The sequence below is a fragment of the Komagataeibacter ossonobensis genome, assembly GCF_057359305.1.
This window is the reverse complement of the sequence record NZ_JBXAYQ010000010.1, coordinates 1-26,559: the sequence shown is the minus strand read 5'-3', so window position 1 is coordinate 26,559 and position 26,559 is coordinate 1. Positions and strand designations below refer to the sequence as shown.

27 protein-coding genes are annotated in these 26,559 nt (G+C 61.6%); 12 read left to right on the top strand and 15 right to left on the bottom strand.

Annotated elements, in window-relative coordinates:
- The 3 genes from bioB to sucC form a co-directional block, all read right to left on the bottom strand.
- Positions 1 to 1,017: a biotin synthase BioB gene (gene bioB / locus AC1RQ9_RS08255; RefSeq protein ID WP_193731233.1), complete on the bottom strand. Its 1,017-nt coding sequence runs from the start codon at positions 1,015 to 1,017 to the stop codon at positions 1 to 3.
- A 106-nt stretch (positions 1,018 to 1,123) separates the two neighbouring features.
- A complete protein-coding gene (sucD, locus tag AC1RQ9_RS08250) occupies positions 1,124 to 1,996 on the bottom strand; it encodes a succinate--CoA ligase subunit alpha (RefSeq protein WP_141259371.1) in 873 nt (290 codons plus the stop codon).
- A gap of 4 nt (positions 1,997 to 2,000) precedes the next feature.
- On the bottom strand, positions 2,001 to 3,200 hold the full coding sequence (gene sucC / locus AC1RQ9_RS08245; RefSeq protein WP_485986388.1) for an ADP-forming succinate--CoA ligase subunit beta: 1,200 nt from the start codon (positions 3,198 to 3,200) through the stop codon (positions 2,001 to 2,003).
- Positions 3,201 to 3,384: 184 nt separating this feature from the next.
- Between sucC and AC1RQ9_RS08240 the strand changes: the two genes are divergently transcribed.
- From AC1RQ9_RS08240 to mltG, 10 genes are all read left to right on the top strand, one after another.
- Positions 3,385 to 4,206, top strand: a complete 822-nt coding sequence (locus AC1RQ9_RS08240) for an acyl-ACP desaturase (protein ID WP_485986387.1) — start codon at positions 3,385 to 3,387, stop codon at positions 4,204 to 4,206.
- A 53-nt stretch (positions 4,207 to 4,259) separates the two neighbouring features.
- Positions 4,260 to 4,877, top strand: a complete 618-nt coding sequence (locus tag AC1RQ9_RS08235) for a Dabb family protein (protein ID WP_193731237.1) — start codon at positions 4,260 to 4,262, stop codon at positions 4,875 to 4,877.
- A 35-nt stretch (positions 4,878 to 4,912) separates the two neighbouring features.
- On the top strand, positions 4,913 to 5,671 hold the full coding sequence (locus AC1RQ9_RS08230; RefSeq protein ID WP_193731238.1) for a glycine betaine ABC transporter substrate-binding protein: 759 nt from the start codon (positions 4,913 to 4,915) through the stop codon (positions 5,669 to 5,671).
- 10 nt (positions 5,672 to 5,681) lie between these two features.
- Positions 5,682 to 6,956 (top strand): class I SAM-dependent methyltransferase, encoded by a 1,275-nt coding sequence (locus tag AC1RQ9_RS08225; RefSeq protein ID WP_485986385.1) that lies wholly within the window; start codon positions 5,682 to 5,684, stop codon positions 6,954 to 6,956.
- Between the two features lie 2 nt (positions 6,957 to 6,958).
- Positions 6,959 to 7,498 (top strand): YdcF family protein, encoded by a 540-nt coding sequence (locus AC1RQ9_RS08220; RefSeq protein WP_485986384.1) that lies wholly within the window; start codon positions 6,959 to 6,961, stop codon positions 7,496 to 7,498.
- Between the two features lie 117 nt (positions 7,499 to 7,615).
- Positions 7,616 to 8,542: an ACP S-malonyltransferase gene (fabD, locus tag AC1RQ9_RS08215; protein WP_485986382.1), complete on the top strand. Its 927-nt coding sequence runs from the start codon at positions 7,616 to 7,618 to the stop codon at positions 8,540 to 8,542.
- Positions 8,543 to 8,618: 76 nt separating this feature from the next.
- Positions 8,619 to 9,374, top strand: a complete 756-nt coding sequence (fabG, locus tag AC1RQ9_RS08210) for a 3-oxoacyl-[acyl-carrier-protein] reductase (RefSeq protein WP_485986444.1) — start codon at positions 8,619 to 8,621, stop codon at positions 9,372 to 9,374.
- 257 nt (positions 9,375 to 9,631) lie between these two features.
- Positions 9,632 to 9,871 (top strand): acyl carrier protein, encoded by a 240-nt coding sequence (locus tag AC1RQ9_RS08205; protein WP_003618476.1) that lies wholly within the window; start codon positions 9,632 to 9,634, stop codon positions 9,869 to 9,871.
- Positions 9,872 to 9,941: 70 nt separating this feature from the next.
- Positions 9,942 to 11,225, top strand: a complete 1,284-nt coding sequence (gene fabF / locus AC1RQ9_RS08200) for a beta-ketoacyl-ACP synthase II (protein WP_193731255.1) — start codon at positions 9,942 to 9,944, stop codon at positions 11,223 to 11,225.
- 55 nt (positions 11,226 to 11,280) lie between these two features.
- A complete protein-coding gene (gene mltG / locus AC1RQ9_RS08195) occupies positions 11,281 to 12,279 on the top strand; it encodes an endolytic transglycosylase MltG (protein ID WP_485986381.1) in 999 nt (332 codons plus the stop codon).
- Between the two features lie 29 nt (positions 12,280 to 12,308).
- On the opposite strand, the gene AC1RQ9_RS08190 is transcribed toward mltG, so the two are convergent.
- The 8 genes from AC1RQ9_RS08190 to AC1RQ9_RS08155 all read right to left on the bottom strand — a co-directional run bounded on the left by AC1RQ9_RS08190 (position 12,309) and on the right by AC1RQ9_RS08155 (position 19,406).
- Positions 12,309 to 13,133, bottom strand: coding sequence for a lipid-binding SYLF domain-containing protein (locus AC1RQ9_RS08190; protein ID WP_193731243.1), 825 nt, complete (start codon positions 13,131 to 13,133; stop codon positions 12,309 to 12,311).
- Between the two features lie 126 nt (positions 13,134 to 13,259).
- Positions 13,260 to 14,048, bottom strand: coding sequence for an inositol monophosphatase family protein (locus AC1RQ9_RS08185; protein ID WP_485986380.1), 789 nt, complete (start codon positions 14,046 to 14,048; stop codon positions 13,260 to 13,262).
- A gap of 31 nt (positions 14,049 to 14,079) precedes the next feature.
- The gene (locus AC1RQ9_RS08180; protein ID WP_485986379.1) at positions 14,080 to 14,580 is read right to left on the bottom strand and encodes an MmcB family DNA repair protein; all 501 of its coding nucleotides are present in this window, start codon (positions 14,578 to 14,580) and stop codon (positions 14,080 to 14,082) included.
- Positions 14,581 to 14,598: 18 nt separating this feature from the next.
- A complete protein-coding gene (locus tag AC1RQ9_RS08175) occupies positions 14,599 to 15,366 on the bottom strand; it encodes a nucleotidyltransferase family protein (protein WP_485986378.1) in 768 nt (255 codons plus the stop codon).
- A gap of 8 nt (positions 15,367 to 15,374) precedes the next feature.
- The gene (locus tag AC1RQ9_RS08170) at positions 15,375 to 16,157 is read right to left on the bottom strand and encodes a sterol desaturase family protein (protein WP_193731246.1); all 783 of its coding nucleotides are present in this window, start codon (positions 16,155 to 16,157) and stop codon (positions 15,375 to 15,377) included.
- Entirely contained in the window at positions 16,154 to 17,263 is a 1,110-nt protein-coding gene (locus AC1RQ9_RS08165; RefSeq protein WP_193731247.1) for an LptF/LptG family permease, read from the bottom strand. Before AC1RQ9_RS08165 ends, AC1RQ9_RS08170 begins: the two co-directional genes overlap by 4 nt.
- Positions 17,260 to 18,438, bottom strand: a complete 1,179-nt coding sequence (locus AC1RQ9_RS08160) for an LptF/LptG family permease (protein ID WP_485986442.1) — start codon at positions 18,436 to 18,438, stop codon at positions 17,260 to 17,262. The genes AC1RQ9_RS08165 and AC1RQ9_RS08160 overlap by 4 nt, the downstream gene beginning before the upstream one ends.
- Before the next feature lie 50 nt (positions 18,439 to 18,488).
- On the bottom strand, positions 18,489 to 19,406 hold the full coding sequence (locus AC1RQ9_RS08155) for a metallophosphoesterase family protein (protein WP_485986377.1): 918 nt from the start codon (positions 19,404 to 19,406) through the stop codon (positions 18,489 to 18,491).
- A 159-nt stretch (positions 19,407 to 19,565) separates the two neighbouring features.
- Here AC1RQ9_RS08155 and AC1RQ9_RS08150 point away from each other — a divergent pair, with 159 nt between their 5' ends.
- Entirely contained in the window at positions 19,566 to 20,546 is a 981-nt protein-coding gene (locus tag AC1RQ9_RS08150; protein ID WP_485986376.1) for a diacylglycerol/lipid kinase family protein, read from the top strand.
- Positions 20,547 to 20,558: 12 nt separating this feature from the next.
- Positions 20,559 to 21,527, top strand: a complete 969-nt coding sequence (locus tag AC1RQ9_RS08145) for a hypothetical protein (protein WP_485986375.1) — start codon at positions 20,559 to 20,561, stop codon at positions 21,525 to 21,527.
- Here AC1RQ9_RS08145 and spt read toward each other — a convergent pair.
- From spt to AC1RQ9_RS08125, 4 genes are all read right to left on the bottom strand, one after another.
- Positions 21,511 to 22,713, bottom strand: coding sequence for a serine palmitoyltransferase (gene spt, locus AC1RQ9_RS08140; protein ID WP_485986374.1), 1,203 nt, complete (start codon positions 22,711 to 22,713; stop codon positions 21,511 to 21,513). The genes AC1RQ9_RS08145 and spt overlap by 17 nt on opposite strands.
- Positions 22,714 to 22,719: 6 nt before the next feature.
- A complete protein-coding gene (locus AC1RQ9_RS08135) occupies positions 22,720 to 22,971 on the bottom strand; it encodes an acyl carrier protein (protein ID WP_007400085.1) in 252 nt (83 codons plus the stop codon).
- 200 nt (positions 22,972 to 23,171) lie between these two features.
- Positions 23,172 to 24,911, bottom strand: a complete 1,740-nt coding sequence (locus AC1RQ9_RS08130) for a fatty acyl-AMP ligase (RefSeq protein WP_485986373.1) — start codon at positions 24,909 to 24,911, stop codon at positions 23,172 to 23,174.
- Between the two features lie 53 nt (positions 24,912 to 24,964).
- Positions 24,965 to 26,098: a sensor domain-containing protein gene (locus AC1RQ9_RS08125; RefSeq protein WP_485986372.1), complete on the bottom strand. Its 1,134-nt coding sequence runs from the start codon at positions 26,096 to 26,098 to the stop codon at positions 24,965 to 24,967.
- Positions 26,099 to 26,559: the final 461 nt, after the last annotated feature.

The following is a 26,559-nucleotide window of genomic DNA, read 5'->3' as shown; positions in this document are numbered from 1 at the left end:
TCAGCCCTGTTTGTGTGATGTATGCATGCCCAGCCGGTCAAGCAACTGCCGGTCACGCAGGGCTGCCGGATTGGGCGTGGTCAGCAGGCGTTCGCCATAGAAAATGGAATTGGCGCCAGCAAGGAAGCACAGCGTCTGGGCTTCATCGCTCATGTCCTCGCGGCCCGCGGCAAGACGCACGCGGCTGGCGGGCATGGTGATGCGGGCGGCGGCAATGGTGCGCACGAATTCGATCGGGTCAACCGCCGCGGCCCTGTCAGCCAGCGGGGTGCCTTCCACGCGCACCAGCATGTTGATCGGCACGCTTTCAGGGTGGCGGGGCAGGCTGGCCAGCGTCGCGATCATGCCCGCGCGGTCCGTGGTGTCCTCCCCCATGCCGACAATGCCGCCACAGCAGACATTGATCCCGGCATCGCGCACGTTTTCCAGCGTATCCAGCCGGTCCTGGAATGTGCGGGTGGAAATGATGTCGCCATAATATTCGGGCGATGTATCAATGTTGTGGTTGTAGTAATCCAGCCCTGCATCCTTGAGCTTATGCGCCTGATGGTTGTCGAGCATGCCCAGCGTCACACAGCTTTCCAGCCCCAGCGCCTTCACGCCCTCGACCATGGCGCACACGGTCTCCAGGTCATGTTCCTTGGGGCTGCGCCACGCGGCCCCCATGCAGAAGCGCGCGGCACCCGCGGCCTTGGCGGCGCGGGCTTCCTTCAGCACTTCTTCAACCGCCATAAGGCGGCTGGCCTGCACGCCGCCATCTTCATGCCTGGCGCTCTGCGGGCAATAGGCGCAGTCTTCGGGGCAACCGCCGGTCTTGATCGACAGCAGGGTGGAAATCTGCATTTCCGTGGGATCGAAACGGGCGCGATGCACCGTCTGCGCGCGATAGATCAGATCCGGGAAGGGCAGCGCCATAAGGGCCGCGACTTCGTCACGGGTCCAGTCTGTCCTTATGGGGGGCAGGCTGGTGGCCCCGGCGTGCATGGACAGGGTGTCCGGGCTGCTCCCATCGGGCATCGGTCTGGATCCTCTGGTGTCAGGTGGAAAACGTTCTCGGCTGTGCCATACAAAACCGGCGATGACCACACTTTTATTGTTATGGGGCCATCGCCGGAAGCAGGGATCAGCCCAGTACGCGGGCCAGTGTCGTGCCCAGTTCGGCCGGGCTGGGGGCGACATGGATGCCCGCTTCACGCAGCGCCTCGATCTTGGCGCTGGCGGTCTCGTGCCCGCCGGTAATCACCGCGCCGGCATGGCCCATGCGGCGCCCCGGCGGCGCTGTTGCGCCTGCGATGAAGCCCACCACCGGCTTGCGCGTGCCGCTGGCGCGGATCAGTTCGGCGCCATCGATTTCGGAGGTGCCGCCAATTTCACCGATCATGACGATGGAATGCGTGTCCGGGTCGGCGATCATGCGTTCAAGCACATCGGTAAAGTCCATGCCCTTGACCGGATCGCCGCCAATGCCGACGCAGGTGCTCTGTCCCTGTCCGATGGCCGATGTCTGGGCCACCGCCTCATAGGTCAGGGTGCCCGAGCGGGAGACGATGCCCACATGGCCACGGCGGTGGATCGGGCCGGGCATGATGCCGATCTTGCATTCATCAGGCGTGATGATGCCGGGACAGTTCGGGCCGATCAGCAGGCTGTCGGAGCGTTCAAGGGCGGCACGTACGCGCACCATGTCCTGCACCGGGATGCCTTCGGTGATGCACACGATCAGCGGGATGCCGGCGGCGATGGCCTCAAGGATCGCATCCGCAGCACCCGCGGGCGGCACGTAGATGACGGACGCATCGGCGCCCGTGGCCTCACGCGCCTGTGCGACGGTATCGAATACCGGCAGGCCAAGGTGCAGGCTGCCGCCCTTGCCCGGTGTGACGCCGCCGACCATGCGGGTGCCGTAGGCAATGGCCTGTTCGGTATGGAAGGTGCCCTGCGCGCCGGTAAAGCCCTGCGTGATCACCTTGGTGGACTGGTTGACAAGAATGGACATTCACTCAGGCTCCCGCATTACGGACGGCGGATACGATCTTGCGGGCGGCGTCGCCCAGATCATCGGCGGGGATGATCGTCAGGCCGGATTCAGCCAGCAGCGCCTTGCCGCGTTCGACATTCGTGCCTGCAAGGCGCACGACCAGCGGCACGCTCAGCCCGGTTTCGTGCGACGCGGCGATGATGGCCTCCGCGATCACGTCGCAGCGCATGATGCCACCGAAGATGTTGACCAGGATGCCGCGCACCTTGGGATCACCGATCAGGATGCGGAAGGCGGCCGCCACCCGTTCCTTGGATGCGCCACCACCGACATCAAGGAAGTTGGCAGGCTCCTCACCTTCCATCTTGATGATGTCCATCGTCGCCATCGCCAGGCCTGCGCCGTTGACCATGCAGCCGATGTTGCCGTCCAGACCGACATAGGCCAGCCCGTATTCGGCGGCTTCGCGCTCACGCGGGTCTTCTTCGTGCACGTCACGCAGCTTTGCCAGTTCGGGATGGCGGAACAGCGCGTTTTCATCAAACGACATCTTGGCGTCCAGCGCCAGCAGGTCGCCCGACCCGGTCACGACCAGCGGGTTGATTTCCACGATCGCGGCATCCAGGCCGGTAAAGGCGTTGTAGGCGGAACGCACGACGTTCTGGAACGCTCTGATCTCGCGCCCCGTCAGGCCAAGGCGTACGGCAAGGTCGCGTGACTGGTAATCACACAGCCCCTTTGCCGGGTCGATATATTCCTTGAGGATGCGTTCAGGCGTGCGGGCCGCCACCTCCTCGATTTCCATACCGCCGTCGGGGGATGCCACAATGACGATCTGGCCCGTGCCGCGATCGACCAGCATGGAAAAATACAGCTCACGCGCAATGTCGCAGCCGGATTCGACATATAGCGTGCGCACAAGGCGCCCCATGGGGCCGGTCTGCTTCGTGACCAGCACTTCACCCAGCATGGCGCCTGCTGCATCGCTGACTTCGTCCGTGCTGCGGGCCAGGCGCACGCCGCCCCTGCCTTCGGGCTTCCCCGCGAAATGCCCGGCGCCGCGCCCACCCGCGTGGATCTGTGCCTTGACCACCGTGACCGGCGCGTTCAGGGCACGGGCGGCATCAACGGCTTCCGCGGCGGTGGTGGCGGCACGTCCTTCAGGCACGGGCATGCCGTAGGAGCGCAGAAGCGCCTTTGCCTGATATTCGTGAATATTCATTTGGCGACCCAATCTGTCGTTCTTATTGGCGGTGTCGGGCTACGCCCCTAGCACGATATGGCCCCGGAATGACAGGGGTGGGATGGATGCGGGATTGGCGTAAACATGAAACATGTGTCATGTCGTCTCCAGCAGTGGCACGCGCGGCGCGCCGTCATGGAGAAAATGCAGAAGACAGGTAGCGATGAAACACTGGCGCATTGAACAGATGGACTGGGACCGTTTCGATCCGCGACGTGTGGACCCTGACATTGTCCCGTTGGTCAAGGCTGCATCGGTCGTTGAACGCAACGGCCTGGATTATGCCTGTTACCTGAAGAATGTTTTCGCCGATGATCCTGATTTCAGCAAGGCGGCGGACAACTGGGCGCAGGAGGAGGTGCAGCATGGCGACGCCTTGGGCCGGTGGGCCATGCTGGCGGACCCGTCATGGGACTATATGGCGGCGTTCGATCGGTACCGGCGGTCCTACCGGCTGGACCTGGATGTGGATGCCTCCATCCGCGGGTCGCGCACGGGGGAACTGATCGCGCGCTGCATGGTGGAAACGGGTACCTCCTCATTCTATACCGCACTGGCGGACGCCACGGACGAACCTGTGCTTAAGGCGATATGCCGGCAGGTCGCGGCGGATGAATACCGCCATTTCAAGCTGTTCTATGACCATATGCACCGCTATCTGAAGCGTGAGCACCTGGGGGTATGGCAGCGCACGCGCATCGCCCTGGGGCGGGTGACGGAAAGCGAGGATGACGAACTGGCCTCCGCCTTCCATTCCACCAATGAACCCAGCACCGTGCCCTATGATCACCGGCGCTGCATCGCGGCCTACATGTCGCGCGCGCTGCGCTTTTACCAGCCCCGGCATGCCATGCGGGTGACGGGCATGATCCTCAAGACAATCGGGTGGACACCACACGGGCGGCTGCATGCGCTGATCGCGTGGGGGGTGTATCACCTCCTCATGATGCGGCAGCGCAAATTCGCGCGTGTCATGGCGGCCTGACCGGCATCCACCCACAGACAGGAATGAAGACAGACAGAATGAAGGCTCGGGACATGAAGACGCGGTATCTTGCCCTTGTGGCGGCAGGCTGCCTTGCGCTGGCGGGCGTGGCGCGGGCGGATGCGCCCGCCACCCCCGTCACGGCAGGGACGGATACCCCGCCCGAAGCCCAGATCAGCGATGCCGCCCATGCCGAACGGCTGATCGCATCACAGGTCGGGCTGGTGAATTTCACCTCCCCCGGTTTCCACCGGGGCATGGTGCGGCATATCGTCATGTTCCGATTCCTGCCCGTCATTACCGATGAGCAGCGCGCGGAGGTCGTCCGCCGCTTTATGGCGCTGCGCCAGATCTCCCGGCGCAATGATGGCAGCCCTGTCATCGCCTCTATCGAGACGGGGGCGCAGATGAGTGGCGAAGGACTGGACGAGGGGCTGCAGCAGGCCTTCATCATCACGTTCCGTTCCGAAGGGGACCGCAATTACTATGTCGGCCGTCCCGTCGTGACCGACCCGGCCTATTTCGATCCCGCACATGAAGCCTTCAAGAAATTCGCGGCACCCTTCATCATCAGCACCCTGGTGTTCGATTATGCCGTGCCTTCCGCGCACCCCCAGCACAAGGCCCCGGTCCAGACCGGCCGCCTGCGTGTTCCCCAGCAGCAGGGCTGACAGGCCGGATAAGCCCCACCAAGGAGTAAGATTACATGACAACCGTGACCCTGGGTCATCTGGACAACACCCTGCAGCAGGCATCGGCGGCGGCAGTGGCGCGCGTTCTGGAAGCCTATGAACTTGAAATCGAATATGTCGTGGCCGCCCGTGCCGAAATGGTGGAACACATGCGCCGTGGCGATGTGGACCTGTTTGTGTCCGCATGGTTGCCGGATGTGGATGCCGCCTTCCTGGCCCCCGACCTGGGCATGGAGGCGTTTGGCCAGCTGTACCGCCCGGCCTTTGGCTGGTGCGTGCCCGAAGCGGCGGCGACCGGCATCACGTCAGTAGCCCAGCTGGCGGGTGAGGGTTGCCCCGTCGGCCGTGAGATCGTGACACCGGACTCCATCATTGACCGCGTGCGCCAGGTTGTCGCGGCCTACAACCTGACGGAAGCAGGCTACACGATTGCCAGCCGTCCCGATGCGCAGGCATATGACCACGCGGCCCATGTCCTTGCCGGTGGCCTGCCCGAAATCATCCCGACATGGCAGCCGTCCTTCCTGCATTACGGGCAGCGTCTGGTACAGCTGGATGACCCGAAGGGTGCATTCGGAACTGAACAGGACGCGCGTATCCTGCTGCGTTCCGCCATGCGCGCGGACATGGACCAGGACCTGCTGGATGAACTTGACGAACTGACGCTGGGCAACAAGGTGGTCAGCGCGCTGGACCACGCCATGCGCTTTGATGGCATGAGTGCTGACGAAGCGGCCGAGGCATGGCAGCGCGGCAAGCTGCTGCCGCGCTGAGGCCCCTGTCATGAGCCAGCATGAAACCGACGCCCCGCCCGCCCATGATGCACGTGATGCGGGACTTCAGGCCCAGTACGAGCAGTATCCCTATCCCGCCCGCGACCCGCGTGAGGAAAAGGGCCGCCTGCTGATCGGCAGCCCCAGCCACCTGCGCGAAATCGATTACTGGGTCTTCGGGGCCACTCGACCGCAATCGCTGCCGTTGCGGGTGCTGGTGGCCGGGTGTGGCACGGGCGATGGCGCGATCATGCTGGCCACCCACATGGCGCGCGCGGGACGGGCGGGGGAAGTGCTGTGCCTTGACCGTTCCCCCGTGGCGCTGGAAACGGCACGGGCCCGGGCACAGGTGCGTGGTCTGGAAAACATGCGCTTCGTGCGTGGTGACCTGACCGAGCTTGCTACGGTCGCGTCCGGCCCGTTCGACTATATCGACTGCTGTGGCGTGCTGCATCATCTGCCAGACCCCGATGCGGGGCTTGCGGCGCTGGAGGGCGTGCTGGCCCCCGGCGGGGGGATGGGCCTCATGGTCTATGCCCCCTATGGGCGCACGGGCGTTTACATGCTGCAGGACGCGCTGAAGCGGCTGGCCCCTGTGGCGGATGCGCCAAAACAGCGGCTGGACGTGGCCCGCCGGGTCATGCGGCACCTGCCCGCTACGGCGTGGCTGCGGCAGAACGGGAATTTTGGCGATCACCTGACCGGTGGCGACGCGGGGCTGTATGACCTGCTGCTCAACCCGCGTGACCGGGCGTATGACATCACCGCCTTCCATGGGCTGCTGGACCGTGCGGGGCTGAGTGCTGCGTGCCTGATGGAACCGGCGCGTTACGATCCCGCCCTGCTGCTGCCCGACCCGCGCCTGCGCGAACGGATCGCGGCCCTGCCCGAACGCGCGCGGCAGGCCGTGGCGGAAGACGTGGCGGGCAACATGGCCACCCATGTCGCCTATGTGCGCCGGATCAGCGAACCAGTGGACCGAGCCGACCCCATGGCGGCGCATGCCGTGCCCATCATGCGTGAAATCCCCGGAATCGAGCTTGCCCGCATGATCGGTGGCGATGACCGGCTGCCCTTCGCCTTTGGCACGTTGCAGGTCGCGATTGCCGTGCCGCCGCAGACGCGCGGCATCCTGCCCCTGATCGACGGGGAACGCACGGTGGGTGAAATCGGCGCGATCATGGAAACGCGCGGCCTGTCCGCCAGCCGGTTTGCAAAAGTCTGGGAACAGGTCTTCACCACGCTGGAACCGCTGAACCGGGTGCTGCTGCGCGCGCCGCGCTGATCATGGCGGGACAGGCGTGGGGGGACGGCCTGCCGGTCGTCATATTCGGCGCGAAACTTAAACCTGACGGCACGCCCACGCGCACGCTGCGCCTGCGTGTGGCTGCGGCCCATGCTTTTGGCATGCGCCGGGAGGCCGTGGTGTATGTGCCCACCGGCGGCCCCTCGTTGCCATCCGGGCTGCGGGAAGCGGACGTCATGGCTGATATGCTGCGTGCCAGAGGCGTCCCGTCCGATGCCATCATGGTGGAGGGCACGGCACCGGATACGCTCGCCTCCGTCGTCCGGTGCACGGGGCTGTTGCGGCGACGGGGGTATGCGGGGCCGGTTGCGGTGGCCAGCAGTGCCTATCACCTGCCGCGCTGCCTGCTGCTCATGCGCATTATGGGCTGGCGGGTGGTGCGCGTGCCCCCGCCAGATGCGCCCGCTGCGCAGCGGTTGGGCCGGCGCTGGTTCTGGCGCCTGCGTGAAGGGGCGGCGCTGCCATGGGACGCGCTGCTGCTGGCATGGTACCGCCTGCGCGCAGGGCGGGATGGTGATTGACACTGCCTGCCGCAACCCGCATCACGCGGTTGAACCGAAAAAACAACATGAGTGTGGATGGAAGTCATGCCTGTGCAAGCCTTTGTTTTCCCCGGTCAGGGAAGTCAGTCTGTTGGAATGGGACGCGATCTGGCCGAGGCATTCGCCCCTGCGCGGGAAGTGTTCCAGGAAGTGGATGACGCACTGGACCAGCACCTCTCGCAGCTCATGTTTGAAGGCCCGATGGAGGACCTGACCCGCACCGACAATGCCCAGCCCGCGCTGATGGCGGTCTCGCTGGCCGTGCTGCGCGTGCTGGAGCGTGAAGGGGGCGTGGACCTGAAGCGTGACGTGGCGCTGGTGGCCGGGCATTCGCTGGGTGAATATTCGGCCCTTGCGGCGGCTGGCGCGCTGGGTGTCGCCCAGACGGCCCGCCTGCTGCGCCTGCGTGGCAACGCCATGCAGCGGGCCGTGCCGCCGGGTATGGGCGGCATGGCGGCCCTGATTGGCGTGGGCATGGACATGGCACGCGCCGCCAGCCTGTGCGCGGAAGCCGCGACCTTTACCGACGAGGCAGGCAGGACCCACACGCAGGTGCTGGAAGTCGCCAACGACAATGGCGGCGGGCAGGTGGTCGTGGCGGGCGAGACGGCGGCAATTGACCGTGTGATCGCACTTGCCAAGGCACAGGGTGTCAAGCGGGCGCTCAAGCTGCCGGTTTCCGCCCCGTTCCATTGTTCGATGATGGCCCCTGCCGCTGAGGAAATGCGCGCAGCCCTTGCCGATACGGACATCAAGGCCCCGGTCGTGCCGGTGGTGGCCAATGTCACGGCGGCCAAGGTTACCGATCCGGCCACGATCCGTGACCTGCTGGTGCGCCAGGTGACCGGCACCGTGCGCTGGCGTGAAAGCGTGGACGCCATGGTGGGCATGGGCATCGACAGTTTTGTCGAAATCGGCTCAGGCAAGGTTCTGGCGGGGCTGGTGAAGCGTATCAATGGCGATGTGGCCACCCGTTCGGTCGGAACCCCGGCCGATATCGAGGCCTATCTGGCCGCGCGCTGAAAAAAATGCGTCTGTCCCACGGCTTTGGTCGTGGGATCATGTTGAGTTGATGGATACCGAAGGGAACGGACAGATCATGTTCAGGCTGGACGGAAAGGTTGCTCTGGTTACCGGGGCATCGGGTGGAATCGGGCGTGAGATCGCGCGTGCGCTGCATGCGCAGGGTGCGGTCGTGGTGCTGTCGGGCACCCGGCAGGCGGTGCTGGAGGACGTGGCGGCGTCCATCGGCGCGGAAGGTGGCGCGGAGCGGCTGCATGTCTGCACCGCCGACCTGTCGGATGCGGCGGCGGCTGACGCACTGGTCGCCAGTGCCGAGGAAAAGGCCGGTGCGCCACTCGCCATCCTGGTCAATAACGCCGGGCTGACACGTGACACGCTTGCGATTCGGATGAAGGACGAGGACTGGAGCCGCGTGCTGGACGTTGATCTGGCCGCCCCCTTCCGCCTGTGTCGCGCAGCCCTGAAGGGCATGCTGCGCCGCAGGGCGGGGCGGATTGTCAACATTGCCTCCGTCGTGGGGGTGACGGGCAATGCGGGGCAGGCGAATTATGCCGCAGCCAAGGCCGGCATGATCGGCATGGGCAAGTCGCTGGCGCAGGAAGCGGGCAGCCGGGGCGTGACCGTCAACACCGTGGCCCCGGGCTTCGTGCAGACCGCCATGACCGATGTCCTGCCGGATGCGCAGAAAGAAAAGCTGGTCGGATCCATTCCCCTCGGCCGCATGGGCCAGCCCGCTGACATCGCCCCGGCCGTGGTATACCTTGCTTCCGACGAGGCCGGGTGGATCACCGGGGCCACGATCCATGTCAATGGCGGCATGGCGATGGTCTGACAGATGTGATATTTTGCTGGACAGCAGGCCGGAAGTGACAAAAAAGATAGTCCTGACGGCCGCGCTGTCCCCTTAATTGCGGGGTGAGCAGACAGGAAATGCATTCGCCGCCTTGGCGATTGCATCAAAACCGTGCTAATCGCCCGCAGCTTCGTCCGAAGCGGGCTGGTGTGAAACACTGGTTTGCAGGGACGTTACAGGACGAACACGTTTCGAACCGCCCGTTTCTTTCAGGGGCAGACAGGAAGCAGAGACAGATGAGCGAAATCGCCGATAAGGTTAAGAAGATCGTAGTCGAGCACCTTGGTGTGGACGAAAGCAAGGTCACCCCCGACGCCTCCTTCATTGATGATCTGGGCGCCGACAGCCTGGACACGGTTGAACTGGTCATGGCGTTCGAGGAAGCTTTCAGCGTCGAGATCCCCGAAGACGCAGCCGAGAAGATCACGACCGTGAAGGACGCGATCGACTACATCGAAAAGCAGAAAGCGGCCTGATCGGTCTGTTTCCGATCATATTTACACGAATTCAGTCAGGTATCGTTACTTTCAGGAGCAGGACGGGTTGATGCAGTCTACCGGATTAACGTCTGGACAACGGCGCGTTGTCGTAACCGGTATGGGCATTGTCAGCCCACTGGGACTGGGTGTGGAGCGTAACTGGTCACGTCTTGTGGCCGGGGAAAATGGCTTTGGCCGCATTTCTTCGTTCGACGCGTCTGACCTGCCGGCACAGGTTGCGGGTGAAGTGCCCGCGGGGCCGACGGAAAGTGGCGGCCTGACCCTTTCGGACTGGATACCCGTCAAGGACCAGAAAAAGATGGATCGCTTCATCCATCTTGGTCTTGTGGCGGCGACCGAGGCGGTCGAGGATTCGGGCTGGAAGCCGGAATCGGAAGAAGACCGCTGCCGTACCGGTGTCATGATCGGTGCGGGTATCGGTGGCCTCCAGACCATTTACGAGGCATCGGTGACGGTGAAGGAAGGACGGGCCCGTCGCCTGTCGCCCTTCTTCATCCCGTCCGCCCTGATCAATCTGGTCTCGGGGCATGTCTCGATCAAATACGGATTCAAGGGACCGAACCATTCGGTTGTCACGGCCTGCGCTACCGGCGTGCATGCCATTGGCGACGCCGCCCGCATGATCATGCTGGGTGATGCGGACGTCATGGTTGCCGGTGGGGCCGAAGCCGCCGTGTGCCCGCTGGGCATCGCGGGGTTCTGTTCTGCCAAGGCCCTGTCCACCCATTTCAATGATACCCCCGAAAAGGCATCCCGCCCATGGGACCGTGACCGCGACGGTTTCGTGATGGGTGAAGGCGCCGGTATCGTGGTGCTGGAAGAATACGAACACGCCAAGGCGCGTGGGGCCAAGATCTATGCCGAGGTCATCGGTTACGGCATGTCTGGCGATGCGCACCACATCACCGCACCCGCCGCAGGGCATGAAGGTGCCTTCCGCGCCATGCAGAACGCCATGCGTAGCGCGGGCCTGACCCCTGCTGACATCCAGTATGTCAATGCCCATGGCACATCCACCATGGCCGATGATCTGGAACTGGATGCGGTTGAACGTCTGTTCGGTGATGACGCGCGCAAGCTGGCCATGTCGTCCACCAAATCCGCCACCGGCCACCTGTTGGGGGCTGCGGGCGCGGTGGAAGCGATCTATTCCATCCTGGCCATTCGCGATAACGTGGCGCCGCCTACGCTCAATCTGGACAACCCGTCGCGTGAAAGCGTGATCGACCGGATTGCGCATACGGCACAGGAACGCAAGATCGATACGATCCTGTCCAACAGTTTCGGGTTTGGCGGGACCAATGCCAGCGTGATCCTGCGCGGCGTGTGAGACCGGGGCGCCTGCGGGCGCCCTTTTCATTTCAGGAACAGGGTAAGGAGAGGGTGTGCGCAGGGTTCTGGCTGCACTTGGACTGGTTTTTCTGGTGCTGGTCCTGTCTGCTCTGGGTACCGCCTTCATGGGGATGCGGCATTACGAAGCCCCCGGCCCCCTGACTGAACAGCGCACGGTTGTGATCCCGCATGGTGGCACGGAACAGGTGCTGCTGACATTGCAGCAGGCAGGCGTGGTGGATACCGGCCTGCTGACGCGCAAGGTGTATGAGACCGCAACCGCCCTGACCCGTGTGGATGGGGCCTTTCATGCTGCCGAACTGGTTTTTCCCGCCCATGCTTCCATACAGCAGGTGCTGTTCGTGCTACGGCATGGCAAACCGGTGGTGCATAAACTGACGGTGCCCGAAGGCCTGTCCGCCATCCAGATTGCCAACCTGCTTGAACACGCGTCCTATATGGACGGCAGTTTTCCATTCCCGGCCGAGGGATCGGTCATGCCGCTGACCTATGATTACGAATGGGGCATGCCGCGCGCGCAGATGCTGACCCGCATGCAGCGCGCCATGGATCGCGCGCTGGATCAGGCATGGGAAGGGCGGGAAGTGGATGCCGCCATCATGAACCGTCATGACCTGCTGGTTCTGGCATCCATGATCGAGCGGGAAACGGGAAACCCGGCTGAACGGCCAATCGTGGCGCGCGTGTTCCTGAACCGCCTGCATCAGGGCATGCGGCTACAGTCCGATCCGACTGTGGTCTATGGCCTTAATCAGGGCGCGGGACCTTTGGGTCATGCCCTGTCCCATGCCGACCTCATGCAGCCGACGGCCTATAATACGTATGTGATTGCAGGGCTTCCGCCGGAACCGATCTGTTCGCCAGGCGCTGCGGCGCTGGAGGCTGCGGCCCATCCGGCACAGGGAAACCAGCTATATTTCGTGGCGAACGGACATGGTGGCCACGACTTTGCGACAACCCTGGGGGATCATAACCGCAACGTATCCGTGTTCCGGGCAGGGAAGCATGCACAGGCGGCCTCCTCCAGATAGGGGGAGGCCGACCGTGTATGGTATCGTGATTACTGCGGCGGCAGGCTCTGGCTGCTGACGGACCCGGACGGCGCGGTGGCAACCGGCTGCTGTGTTGTGGTGGTGTCCGTATTCGTGGTGCTGGTTTTGCCGGTCTTGTCCGGACGGGCCTGTGCTGCGGTCAGGACCTCGCTCAGGGCGGAGCGCAGCGGGTCCGCACCTGAATTGTTGACCCGCATGGAAACCACGATGTCTTCCGGTCCCACAATCTGGTTGTAATAAGCCCGGTTGGCGGCGCTGTTCACCCGCATCTTAGACCCGCCCAGCGCCGCACCCGCGAACAGGCCCTTGGATTTCTGCACGCCGCGGATGGACGTGTTGTGTTCGCCCGCCGTGCCGGTTTCCAGTCCCGACCCGGAGGAGGCAAAGGACGTGCCGACATCCGCGCTCAGCTTCATCTGGCTGTCCAGCAGGGACTGCACGCCATCATCGGTCATGACAAACAGCATGACCTCGACATCCTGCATGCCAAGCTGAAGGCCGAAATTGGCCGAAGACATGCGGTAGAACGCAGGGTCCGACCACGACCCATGGGCATCACGGGTCAGGAAGACACAGCCGCCGCCGCCGCCGCCAAAAGCGATCGACATGCGAAAGACGGATGGACAGACAATGACCCCACGGGATTCAGCAAGGTAACGGGTCACCTTGCTGCCTGCGGTCGCGGTGGAAAACATGTCACGAACGGTCAGGGTGGCGCGGTCCACCAGATTCTGTTCTTCTTCCATGCTGGCAGCCATGGCCGCGTGTAGCGGCATCATCAGGGCCAGGGCGGCAAATGATGTCCTGATGAGATGAAACGTGTGCAAACCCATGCTCCCTTTCCGATTCGTAACGGCAGATCCACCAAAACGGCCCGTGCCTTGGAGTGGTCCGTTTTCATGGCTGAATCATGGTCCATAAGGCAAGACCATGTGGCATGATACAGCCATATATTGCGGTTATTTAAGGGAGACGCCAACCGCGTCCGACAGCGTATCGGCAATGCCGGGGGCTGCGGCAAGGATGCAGATGCCACCTGTCAGCCCACCATCACGCAGGAAAGGGGATACACGCGCCCCGGCTTCATCCAGCAGGACAAGGGCTGCTGCCACATCCCACAGGTTGATGCAGATTTCCAGATAGCCGTCCTGGCGGCCACAGGCGACTTCCGCAAGCGCAATGGCGCCGGACCCGCCGGAACGCGGCATGGCACCAAGGTTCAGGATCGCGTCGATCTTCTGCTGGAATACGCCGGCGGGCACGCGGTTGCTCCATCCCATCTCGATGAGGGAGGATGCGGTATCGGTTACGGGGGATGCATGGATGCGCTGGCCATTGAGGAATGCGCCATGCCCACGCACCGCGGTATAGGTTTCACCCAGTGCGGGCGCTTCGATAATGCCGGCGACAGGTGTGTCGCCATCCATTAGGCCAAGCGAGATGCACCAGCGGTTGCGGCCGCGGGCATAGTTGGATGTACCGTCAATCGGGTCCACCACCCAGCGCAGGCTGCCGGTGCGGGTGCGGCCTTCTTCTTCCCCCTGAAAACCATCCTCGGGGAACAGTGTGCCGATTCGTTCGGAAATGAAGGCTTCCACCGTGCCATCGGTTTCCGTCAGCCAGTCCTGCGCGCTTTTCAGCGTACCCTTGGGGCCACCGGGGGCGGGGCGCATTTTCATGGCTATGGCGGCTGCATCACGCACAACCGAACGGGCGGCTTCAAAACGGGTCAGAATGGCCTGTGTCATCGGGTAACCTTCTTTTCAGGGTCAGAAAATCTCATTCCACACGTAGCGCCGTTTTCACCGCGTGTTCCACCTGTGGCATTTCCATCCTGCCTAACCGTTCAGCGGCCTGCATGGCAAACTGAAGTGTCAGCTGCCGTCGCCGCGCCGGGGGCAGTGGGGCATTGGGGGAAGGACGCAGGATCGCGCAGTCAATACAGGTCGCAGTCCCTTCTGCTCCCTGACCCGTCGCGGCCAAGATCAGGCCGGTGGTATCGGGCAGGACAGCCTGTGGAAAATCCTGATTGACGGCAAAATACATCTGGTCGCACCATGGTAGGTATTCCTGCCATTTCTGGTCGGCGCGAAAATCGGGCAGGCCGGACTTGATCTCGATACAGATGAAATGCCCCTTGGGCGTAAGCGCCATGATATCCGCGCGCCTGCGACCCGGCAGGGTGAATTCATGCAGCACCGCCCACCCATGCAGCCTGCATATCAGGCTTGTGCCAGTACGGATGGCGGACTGGATCTGTGGCGCAGCCGGGCGGGGCATGGGGGCGGATAAGAACGATCAGGTCGCAGATGCCGCAGATAGCAGGCGGGTCACCAGTTCAAGGTCCGCAGGCTTGTCCACATCCACGGCGGCGCGTCCGTCCGGCAGGGGGATCATGGCCACCCGTGCGTGGGACAGGTGCCCGATGCGACGGCAGACATCCGCGCGCGTCAGGCGCCGCAGGATGAAACGCAGCAGGGTCCCCGGCCCAAGAATGCGTGCCATCCTGAACGGGTGTTTGCGCTCGGCTTCCAGTTTCTGCCACAGCCGGATCACGCCATAGGCGGCGGGCGTGCGGAACAGGAACATGTTGCAGCCCGAAAACGCGCCATCCGCCAGCCGGATCATGGTGCGCTTCGTGCCCGGAACATCACGCAGTATATCGGGTTCCATCGCGATACCGGCCGCGACATCACATCCGCTGTCCTGCGCGCCCTGAAAGAAAGCGCGGACCCAGCCGGGTTCCAGCAGGGCATGGTCGGCAGTGGTGACCAGCAGGGGCGTGCCCAGCGTGTCCAGCGCCCGCATGACACTGGCGCTGGGACCGGCGGCCGGGGGAATGAAGGTGACATTATCGGGCACGATGCCCGCAAGGACGTCAGGCCGTTCGATGCAGATGGCGATCCTGCCAATGCCTTCGACTGCCTGCAGTGCGGTGATGACCCGGCTGATCATCGGGGTGCCACAGACCGGCAGGATCGCCTTGTGCGAAATACCCGCCGCCTGCGCCATCGGGTCGGGGCGCCCGGGCCGGCTGCCCGCCAGGATCAGAACGTTCAGCCCCATCTGTGCGTTCACGCCGCGTTACGGGTGGTGTTCGCACCATCGGGCCGGTCACGGGGGGGGGAGCCGGTTTCCTCCATCACCCACGGATACTGCTTGGCCTCGTTCACGTCGTAACCGAGGTTGAACACGGTCGGGCTGCGCGGGCAACCGCGGGCATCAACGTAATAGCTACGGAACAGGCGGTCCGCCACGAAGCTGGTGATGCCGTAATTGCCGTTTTCATTATGGAAATGGTGCAGCACGTGGCGCTGCTTCATACGCTGGATCCAGCCCATGCGCGGCTTGTAGTTCAGGTGCTGGATGCAGTGGAAGAATTCATAGATGCACGTGATGGTCAGGCCCGCACCGAAAGCCGCCGCGGCCCCGGCTATGTTGCCAATGGCATAACCGATGGGAATGGTGACGATGGCAATGGTCGGGATGGTGTTGAGCGGGGAGCCGAACAGCACATCCAGCAGGTGGGGGTCCTGATGGTGGTCGAAATGGATGCGTTTCCACAGCGTCGCACTCCATTTCATGCGATAGAGAAAACGTCCGTGCAGGATGAAACGATGAATGCAGTACCATACCAGCGGATAGACCAGAATGACGGATGCAATGCTGATCGCCACCGGCGCCAGGGATGTGAAATTATAGACCATCAACGCGTAGCTGACCAACGCCAGGGCAAAATACAGCAAGATGGTGGGATAGGTCAGATAGGCAATCCAGAGCTGGGATAGGTTCATCTTGCCCAGGTCAAAGCTGCGACCTGTTCTGATGGAACTGTTTTTGAGGGTATTCGTAATCATCGCTCTTCGATCCTCAATAGCACGGTGATGACGCCGAGGATGAAAATAAGGATCCCGACGAATATCGCCATAAGCGAGGGCAATGTTCCCGCATTTCCCAGTGCGCGCAATAGCCCCTGGAATACGATAAATAGCAGGCCCGCGCCCAGACACCAGATTGGCAGCCAGCTGCGCGTTCCGGCCCGCGGTGGGATATAGACCACCGGCACGGCCAGTAACAGCATTACCGTGAATGTCACGGGTAACATGATACGTCCCAGTATTTCCGTCAGGAAAAAGGACGGAGACTGGCTGGAAGGCAGCACGCCGCGCTGTTCATCCAGCATCGTATTGATGGACTGTGTAAAGCTGACCGTCAACTGAATGATATATCCCGGCGTCAGTGACGCGGGCCAGTTCAGTCTTACGCTCTGGCCAGGGGGGGTATCGAGCAGGTCCACGCGTGTGGGGTTGATGACGCTGAGGACATGCGTCGGCGTGCCATACCAGTGGCCATGGATGTAATGGACATCCTCCAGGGTCGTGATTTTCTGCAACAGGCTGCGCTGGTCGCGGTGATAGACGGTCACATCGTTCATCATCGTGCCGCCACCGCCCAGGTACGTGATGTTTATCAGGTCGTTATCCGCCCGGATCCAGTAGTTGTGCCTGTGTGTCATCGCGTGTCGCGAGGTGGTGTTCCACCATTGGGCCAGTGCCTGCTCGGTGCGGGGGGTAATCTGGTCATCCACGATTCCGCACAGCAGGCCCAGTGCGATGGTGGCGGGCAGCAGCAGCTTGATCAGTCCGGGCGTGGACAGCCCGGCCGCGCGCATGATCGAGATTTCGTTCGATGTCGTCAGTTGCTGCAGGGTCAGCAGCGTGCCGATCAGCACCGCGATGGGCATGGCGTTGCCCAGCAGCAGCGGCAGGTGCAGCACGGCATAATACAGCACCCCGCTCAGGCCCAGCTTGCGGTGCATGATTTCCGTCACCTGCTCCAGCAGCGCCAGGATCTCCATGAGCGCAACCACGATGGCGGTGGTCGTGAACACCTTGGACAGCAGTTCGCGTGACAGGTAACCCAGCAGGACCGTGCCATTGGCCAGGCGTAACCGCAGTTTCATGTCCCGGTTTCCACAGCACGGCGGGGCAGGCCGTCGGCAGACAGTTCGCGTGGCGCAATGGCAGGCCCACGGGTCAGGAGAATACGGATCCCGCCCGCCTGATGGATCAGTGTGCCGATACAGATCACGGCGAAGACGAAGGTCGGCAGCCAGATGACCAGTAGCGGGGACATATGCATGTTTGCGACAAAGCTCATCCCCATCTGCAGCGTATGGTCAAAACCGACCAGGGTGATTGCGGCGATGGCCAGGCCGGGATTGCCCTTCTGCCGCTTGCGCACGCCCGCCAGCGCGCAGGCAAGGATGGGGATGAACGGAATGGCCGCCGTGCGGGCCAGACGGAAATGCAGTTCGGCAATCATGTAGGAATGGCTGATGGACGGGTTGCCATGTCGTATACCGTAATACAGTTCCGGGACCGTCAGTTCGCGTTCGGTCTCTCCTCGGCCGTTATAGGCTTCATCATCCAGCTTGCCATTGCTTGAGATCATGCGGGTGGTGCGGGTGAACCCCGTAACGGAGGGCTGCTTGTCGCCGCTATCGGTCACGATGGTGCCATCTATCAGGTCAAGGCGTATCTTGGAGCCATCGGCGGGATTGTAGATATATCCCTTCTGCGCGGAAATGTAGCGTGTATGCGCCTTGTCCGACTGGTCGCGTATGAAGACGTGCCACAGGCGGGACCCGGCATGATCGACCGTTTCCGCCGTAAGCACGATGTTGTCCGATATCGCGAACATCTTTGATTGCAGATGCGGCGTCCATCCCGCGTGGCTGGCGAAATAGAAGGCCGAACGGTAATCATAACGCGCATAGGGCTGGATGAACCCGTAAAGCGAGAATGCCAGCAGCCCGAATACCGTGCCCGTCAGGACAAAGGGCTGGCAGATACGGAAGATCGAGACCCCGCTTGCGGTCAGCGCGTCGATTTCGTGGTTGGCGCTCATGCGCCGGATGACGGTGAACACGCTGACGCACATGGCTGCGGGCAGCGCCAGCCCCAGGTAATGGGGGACCAGGTCGCTGAGCAGCGCGACAAAGGTCTTCATGGAACTGCCATTGGCCGCCAGCATGTCGAACAGCACCAGCAGCCGCTCCAGCAGCAGGGCGGCCATGACCACACCCAGCGCAATGGAAAACGGCGGCACAACCTGACGCAGCAGGTAGCGGTCCATTGTGCTGAGAGCGAGTTTTCCCAGTATCCGGTGCGGCAAGGACATGCGACTCATGCAGGCGTGCTTACACCGGAAAAACACCCTGATGGAGAGGAAAGCTCAAAAATAGTTTCCTGACTGGCGCCTGTCGTTGCATCCGCCATGAAAAAATGACGTGTGACACCCAGCCTGTAACCTGTGTCATGCGGTGTGACCATAATATGATTCCACCCGGCGGCACGCAACGGATCACATGACCGTGCGGAAGCTGACGCAATGCCCACGACCGGCACGGGAGCTGCGGGACCGGGAAGGGAAGACAGGGTCGAGGTATGGATATGCCCGTGCAGGACCATCTCGGCACCTTCCTGTGCGATGCAGGTTGTAAAATCCTGTATATCCGTCAGGGCTTTACGACGTATTGCCAGGCCGGGGACAGGGGGATGATGGATCATGACAATGCGACACAGTCCCTGACGCGCGGTTTCACGCAGGATGTCACGCAGACGCGCAGCCTGTCGTGCGCCGACCGTTCCGGTCGCCATGAACCATGGTGTCGGTACGGCCGAACTGACGCCAATCAGCGCCACATTGCCTACCCGGCGAACAAAGGGAAAGGGCAGCGTCCCCATCCATGGCTGCCATAATCCCACGGTCTGATGCCATCTGTCATGCACAAGGGTGTCATGATTCCCCGGTATGACTGTACAGGGCGCGGGCATCTGCTCCAGCCAGCGCAGGGCCTGCCTGCATTCCCCCGGCAGGCCCATGTTGGTCAGATCCCCGGTAACGGCAATCATATCGACCCCACTTGCCGCGATATCCGTCATGACATGGGACAGGATTTCGGGACGGTGCAGGAAACGGCGGCGGCCTTTCCACGAAAAATAGCTGAACATGCGCTTGTTCAGCCGTTCGCCAAGGCGTGGGGGCACCATTTCGGTAGGCAGGTGAGGGTCCGACAGATGCGCGATGGTGATCGTGTTCAAGCTGACCTCTTTTGTTGCCTCATGCCGTCCGGTAACGGTCGGGACATGTGTTATGGCTGCCCGCGCGGGAGGGCGCTCCGTCTTTTCGTGCCTTGCAATAGAAGGCAGATGGTTGCTTATGGCCTGTAAGTCAAATTTCAGACAGGGATGGAATAATCAGTGACCGGACGTTTTGCGCTTGTTTACAACCCGCGCAGCCGGCGGAACATGGGGGACACGAGTGCATACGCCCAGACAGCCCGGACTCTGCTGGGAGAAAACTTCGTTGATCCGGCTGACCGTTCCCGTCTGGATGCCAATATTGCGGAATTCGCATCCCGCGGCACGGACTGTATCGTCATAGACGGGGGCGATGGCACCGTCAGCGATGTGCTGACCGCCGTCCACCGGCATTATGCCCCCGACAGGCTGCCTGCGCTCGCCATCCTGCCGTCCGGCAATACCAACCTGATTGCGGGGGATGTCGGTTTCGGGCTGCGTGGCATCAGGGCGCTGGAGCACCTGAAGCGGCTTGATGCGTCAGGTCAGTTACGACGTAACGTGCGCAGGCGCTGCGGTCTGGTGGTGGAATGGCCCGAACCCGATGGCCCACCACCGGTGGTGGGCATGTTTCACGGTGCGGCGGCATTTACACGCGGTATCGAACTGGCCCACCAGCCCGCAATCCTGAATAATTATTCGCATGAAATGGCTGTGGTCGTCTCCTTCCTGTCGTCGGTAGCACATCTGTTCTCGCGGCGTTCCCGGCAGGACTGGATGCGCGGGGAACAGATGGGCATGAAGGCGGGAAAGACCATCAAGCGACAGGGCAACTGCTTCCTGTTCCTGTCCACGACGCTCCAGCATCTGCCCCATGGCATATGGCCGTTCTGGACCGCATGCGGGGTGCGTGATGATGTCATTAATTTCCTGCATGTGGCGGGACAGCCTTCCCGCCTTGCCGCCGCGGCATGGGCGCTGCTGCGGGGGCGGCATCCGGCCTGGCTGCAGCATAACCCGGATTATTGCAGCGGGTGCGAAGACCGCATCGAAATGACGATGAAATCCGATTTCGTACTGGATGGGGAAGTCATGTCCCCCGGTGCGACAGGCCGGATCGTGCTGTCGGCGACCGCCCCGATCGATTTCATCCACGCGTAAGGAATGGTGAGCATGTCCCAGTCCAGCCCCACAGACCGCACTGCCGCAGCCGGACGGGTCGCCCATCTGCTGGCGCATGATCTGGTCCAGCCTGTCGCCCCCTTTGTTACGCAGTTTGTCACGCACCTGCTTGGCGACACCCGGCCGCTGGGCGTCATTTTCTATGGTTCCGCCCTGCGGGCGCCCGATCCGGATGGGATTCTGGATTTTTACGTGATTGTCGAGCATCTGGAAGACTGGACATCAGGCTACCTGTCACGTGAGGCCAACCGTATCCTGCCCCCCAATGTGGAATATCACGAACTTTCCATCGGGGGACGGATCATCCGGGCCAAGGTGGCCATCCTGTCCATAGCGCAGTTCCGGAGAATGACGGGGCGCGCCACGCTGGATACCACGGTCTGGGCACGTTTCTGCCAGCCCGTGCGGCTTGTATGGGTCAGGGAGCCAGAGGCGGCCGATGCCATCCTGGCCTGCATTATCCGTGCGGTGGGGCAGGCAGGGCGCTGGGCCGCAGCCCTGGGGCCGGCGCAGGGTACGGCCGATGACTACTGGCTGGCCCTGTTTGCCCATACGTACGGCGCGGAACTGCGTGTTGAGAACGGGCGCAGGCCGCGTAGCCTGTTACAGGGACAGGAAGCACGATACAGGCATCTGCTGCCGGATGTATGGCGGGCAGACGGTCTGCCGTTCCAATCCGAGGGCGATCAACTGGCCCCCCAGCTGACACCTAAACTGCGTCGGACCATGCTTGATGGCTGGTGGCTGCGTGGCCGGCTGGGCCGCGTGCTGAATGTCAGCCGCCTGTTCAAGGGTGCCTTCACGTTTGAAGGGGGCGCGCGCTATATCGCATGGAAGATCAAGCGGCATTCCGGCATTGAACTGCCGCTGGGACCGTTTTCGGAACGGCATCCGCTGATCTGCCTGCCGTATCTGCTGTGGAAATTACGGCAGGCAGGCTTTTTCAGGCGGCGCGGTTGATACCCATCTCCCCCGCCACAACGGCGAAGATTTCCACGGCCCGGTCTATCTGTTCCGGCGTATGGGTCGCCATGACGGAGGTACGCAGCAGCGGGTGCTGGTCGGGCGTTGCAGGCGGCAGGCTGAGGTTGACGTAAACCCCAAGGTCCAGCAGCCGGTTCCAGAACGCTACGGCAACCGCCACATCATCCAGAATGACGGACACGACAGGACTGGCCTGCGGGCCTGTGCGCAGGCCAGCCGCCTGCAGCCCGGCATGAAGCCTGCGCGCATTGTCCATCAACCGCACGCGCAGTTCCGGCCGGTTTTCCAGTTCGGTCAGTGCGGCCATGGTCGCGGCAATGACTTCTGGCGGCAGGGATGCGGTGAACATATACGGACGCGAACACAGCCGGATCAGGTCCAGACCGGCATGGTTGGATACACAATAGCCACCAACCGTGCCAAGGCTTTTGGAGAAGGTGCCGACGACAAAATCGACATCATCTTCCACGCCGTCCGCTTCCGCCACGCCACGGCCATGTTCGCCCATTACACCAACGGAATGCGCTTCATCCGCCAGCAGCCATGCACCGGTTTCCCGCTTGACGGCCGCGAATTCCTTCATGGGAACGACGTCACCCATCATGGAATAGATGCCTTCGACCACGACCAGTTTCGCGCCGGGCGTACCCTCAAGGCGACGCAGGCGTTTATGCAGGTCATCGGCGTCATTGTGACGGAAGCGGATGACCTGCGCATGGCCAAGGCGGCTGCCGTCATAGATGCTGGCATGGCTGTCCGCATCAAGCAGCAGGTAGTCGTCCTTGCCTGCCAATGCAGAAATCGTGCCCAGATTGGCCTGATACCCGGTGGAAAACACCATGCAATGCCGACGACGGAAGAAGGCACACAGCCGTTCCTCCAACTGGCGATGCAGGCCCTGCGTGCCATTGGCGATGCGCGATCCGGTCGTGCCGACACCATAGGCCCTGGCCGCTTCCACCGCCGCTTCGATCGCGGCCGGAGACTGGCTCAGCCCAAGGTAGTTGTTGGTGCCGAACAGAAGCGTCTCACGCCCTTCGATCAACCCGACCGTTGAGGAAATGGGCTTTTCGATCACGACGTTGAACGGGTTGCGCCCGCCACCGGCCGTTACAGCCGACAGGGCGGACGCAAGGCCTTCGTATTTCGAGAAAATCGACATGGTGTATCAGGATGCCTGCTTGAGAGAGACGATACAGGCAGCCAGATCATCAATGGTGCGGATATCAGCCAGCCGGTCAAGCGGCACGGAAACGTCGAGTGTATCCTCGATTTCCATGACAAAATTCATGACGGCCAGTGAATCAAAGGCCAGATCTTCAACGATCTTGCTGCTGCCATTGATATCACGGGGAACCTTGGGGTTCGCCAGCAGCGTCTTCACGATCAGCGCGGAGACGCTCGCTACCGTTTCACTCATTCCTACATCCTTATGGCATGTCCTGCCCGCTTTCTTACCGGCAGGGGATCAGCATGAATGGCCTGCCCCACGATCCATGACCGGGGGTGGGGACTGCAATCGGTCCCCTGATCGGAAGTCTTATGATCGAAAAACAGGTTTTTGGCCAGTCCTGCTTTACATTCTTGCCCGAAAGGGCGGGACCCTGCGGCCCCGGTCCCTCAGACTACGGAAACAGACGATGTTTCCAGCGGCTGGAACGCACCCGACAGCAGCATGGCTTTCGCACGGGCGCGTGTCAGCTTGCCCGATGATGTCTGCGGCAGGGTATGGGGGGGAACCAGAATGATGGAAACATCCACCCCATGCTGCCGGCGAAACAGGCTGGCCGTTTCGGTTTTCAGGGTTTCACGTGCTTCGGGGGAGGACGCACGGCACTGCACCAGCGCCACGATCTTCTCGCCCTCGTCCTCATCAACCGAAAAGACGGCAACGTCACGACTGCGCAGGCTGCTGATTTCGGTTTCGGCGGACCATTCCAGATCCTGCGGCCAGATATTGCGACCGTTGATGATGATCAGATCCTTGGCGCGGCCGGTTATGACAACCTGCCCATCCAGCATGTATCCCAGATCGCCGGTATTCAGCCAGCCATTGGCATCAACAACCCGGGCGGTTTCCTGTGGACGGCGGAAATAGCCCTGCATCAGGCTGGGACCACGCACGAATACGGCCCCGACCTGGCGGTCATGCAGCACGTTCCCCTGCGGGTCACGTACTTCGAGTTCATGGCGCGGCAGGACTTCGCCACAGATGACGAATGTGCGCAGCGCGCGTGTCGGATCATTAGACGGCACGGCTTCGCCACGTGTTTCAAGCGCACGCAGGTCGATCGTATCTGTCCGGATGCCAGATCCCAGCGGCGCGAAGCTTATGGCCAGTGTCGCTTCGGCCATGCCGTAGCTGGCGGTAAACGCACCGCTGTCAAAACCGGCCGAGGCGAAACGCTGGGCGAAATCCTCAAGGATATGATAGCGGATCATGTCGCCGCCGATCCCCGCCACGCGCCATGACGACAGGTCTAGTTCGATCGAGGTGGCACGGCGTGCGCACAGTTCGTAACCAAAGGACGGGCTGTAGGAAATCGTGCCGCGGTTGCGGCTGATCAGGTCCAGCCACACATGGGGACGCCGTGCGAATTCACGGGTGGGCAGCATGTCCACGCTCAGCTGGCATGTCATGGGGGTCAGGAAGAAACCGACCAGCCCCATGTCATGATAGAGCGGAAGCCATGATACGCAGCGATCACCTGTTTCACGGACCTTCAGCCCATTCAGGGCAATGGCGTGTGCATTTGCCATGCCGGAACGCTGGGTCACCGCGATTCCCATGGGAAAGCGCGTGCTGCCTGACGAAAACTGCAGATAAGACAGATCATCCGGCTGGACAGGGGGCAGGGTCTCGACCGTAATCGGCGTTTCCAGCAGTTCAGACGGCGTGCCGGAGAATTTCAGGTCCAGCCCTGAAGTGATTTCGTCCGTCCATGACGAGATGATGGAGGCAATGACCACCGCGGATGCCGCAGCGCCCTCGATCATGCCGCGCAGCGTGCCCACATACCCTTCGCGCCCGCCAAATGCGACAGGCAGTGGCAGGGGCGCCGGGACAAGGCCAGCATACTGACAGCCAAAGAAGATACGCGCGAAGTCACCGTCACTTTCGGCCACGATGGCGACCCGGTCACCAGGCTTCAGGCCAAGGGACAGCAGGCGCTTCGCCGTCTCGATCGCCTGTTCGCGCAACATGCTGTAAGGCAGCGTTTCGAGCAGGACGCCCTTGCCGGAGTAGATATTGAAACCGCTCTTGCCCTGGGCGGCATAATCCAGTGCCGCCGGGAACGTCGGGAAATCGCCGTAACGACGAGGTAAACCAGAATCGGAGGGGGTCGGGAGGCTTATCATTTCCGGTAATGTGACTTCCACAGACGTAACTTGAAACGGCGAATGGGCGGTGTTCAACCAATTACCCTCAAAAAGTCAATAATCGATTTCGCGCCTTTGGCCGCCGTGTCTTCCGGCGCCGCAAACCCGAACGTGTCGTTTATATACTCTTTTTGTCGATCAAGGAAATTTGCATGCGTGAGGAATGCCCTGTCAAGGGCCTGGGCCAGTTCATGCACGTTTTCCGTTACCGGCCCCAATGTCCAGTTTGCATAATTCGGGTCATCACGCCACTGTATTGCATGCGCGTTCAGGAACAGGCAGGGACGTGGTTTTGTAAGGAATTCCGCGACCTGACTACTGACATCACCCAGATACAGGTCTGATGCCAGTGTATAGGTCATGTCCACGCTCCGGTCGCTGCCCGGATCAATGATCATATGTGGATATGTGGCATAGGGTGCCAGCATATGGCGGCTTTTTACGCGATCTGTATCAAATAACCGGTAATGGGGCGCGAAGATCAGGTTGTATTTTTCCTGTTGGGCAAAATACTCAAGAACAGCCATGCCAAACCGTGGCCACGATGACAGGTTCGGACTGAAATGGGGATTGTAGAGAATGGTCGGGCGTGTGTTGGAAAACAGGGGTGCGCTATTGGCATGCAGTCGGCGGACCATGTCGAATTTGGCATATATGCCAGTCATATAATGGCCATCACGCAGGGTATTCGCCGCTTTCAGACGTTCTTCTATTTTATGGCCCGCCATCAGGATGTAATCGAACTGCCGTGCATCATGGGTAAAGCCGATGGCCCTGTCCCCGGCACCGTGGCGGGTCCAGATCAGACGTGGATGGGACACACCCATTTTGCGTAAAAAGAGCGATGTACGCTCGGGAACGACAATTGCCTGAAATCTGTTGAAATAATTTCTGTTCAAAAAGAGCACGGCTATTTTGCTTAGAGGAGTCGGTCCATGGTGCCTTATATGATTACGCAGCCATGAAGGCAGGCGTAGAATATCAAAGCTGACCGAGGCGTCCGGATAAAAGCGGGATAGCAGCCGTATGCGGGAATCGCGTTCCGGTGTCAGGCTGGCAATGTGAACCTTAATCCCTGGATAAAGCCGTGCCATTTCCAATGCGATTGGAAGGGAATGAAATTCCTGATGTGGCTGGGCGATATATGGAAACAGGATGTGGGACATTTATGATCGGCCTGAAAATCCCTCGATTGGCCTGAATTACATAACACACGGATTAATCATAAGATTAAATAACAAATACCGTTATCTTACGCTTTCGCAAAACAGCATGTTTTTGAACATGCATTATATGTGTGATTTTTCCATGATCCCGAATGGTCTGCCAGTCCTCATCGGTGGGCGTGCCATACGTTGCCTTTGGGCTGTCGCCGGGTGAAGGCGGAATATCTGTGCGGTCGGGATTTTGTGCATGAACAGATCCCTCGTCATATACACCCATATATAAGTGATGACAGTTCATTGCAGGAGAGGAGCATTTCCTAACCCGCATGCTTTGCCAACATATGACCGAGATGGTTGTATTCGTATGGTTGGGCGCGCGTGTCGCCATGTGGCATGATTAATAAATAATGCCCTGCAGGAACATGGCGAGGTGCCGTCTTCAGCGCAGCACGGGCTTGCCC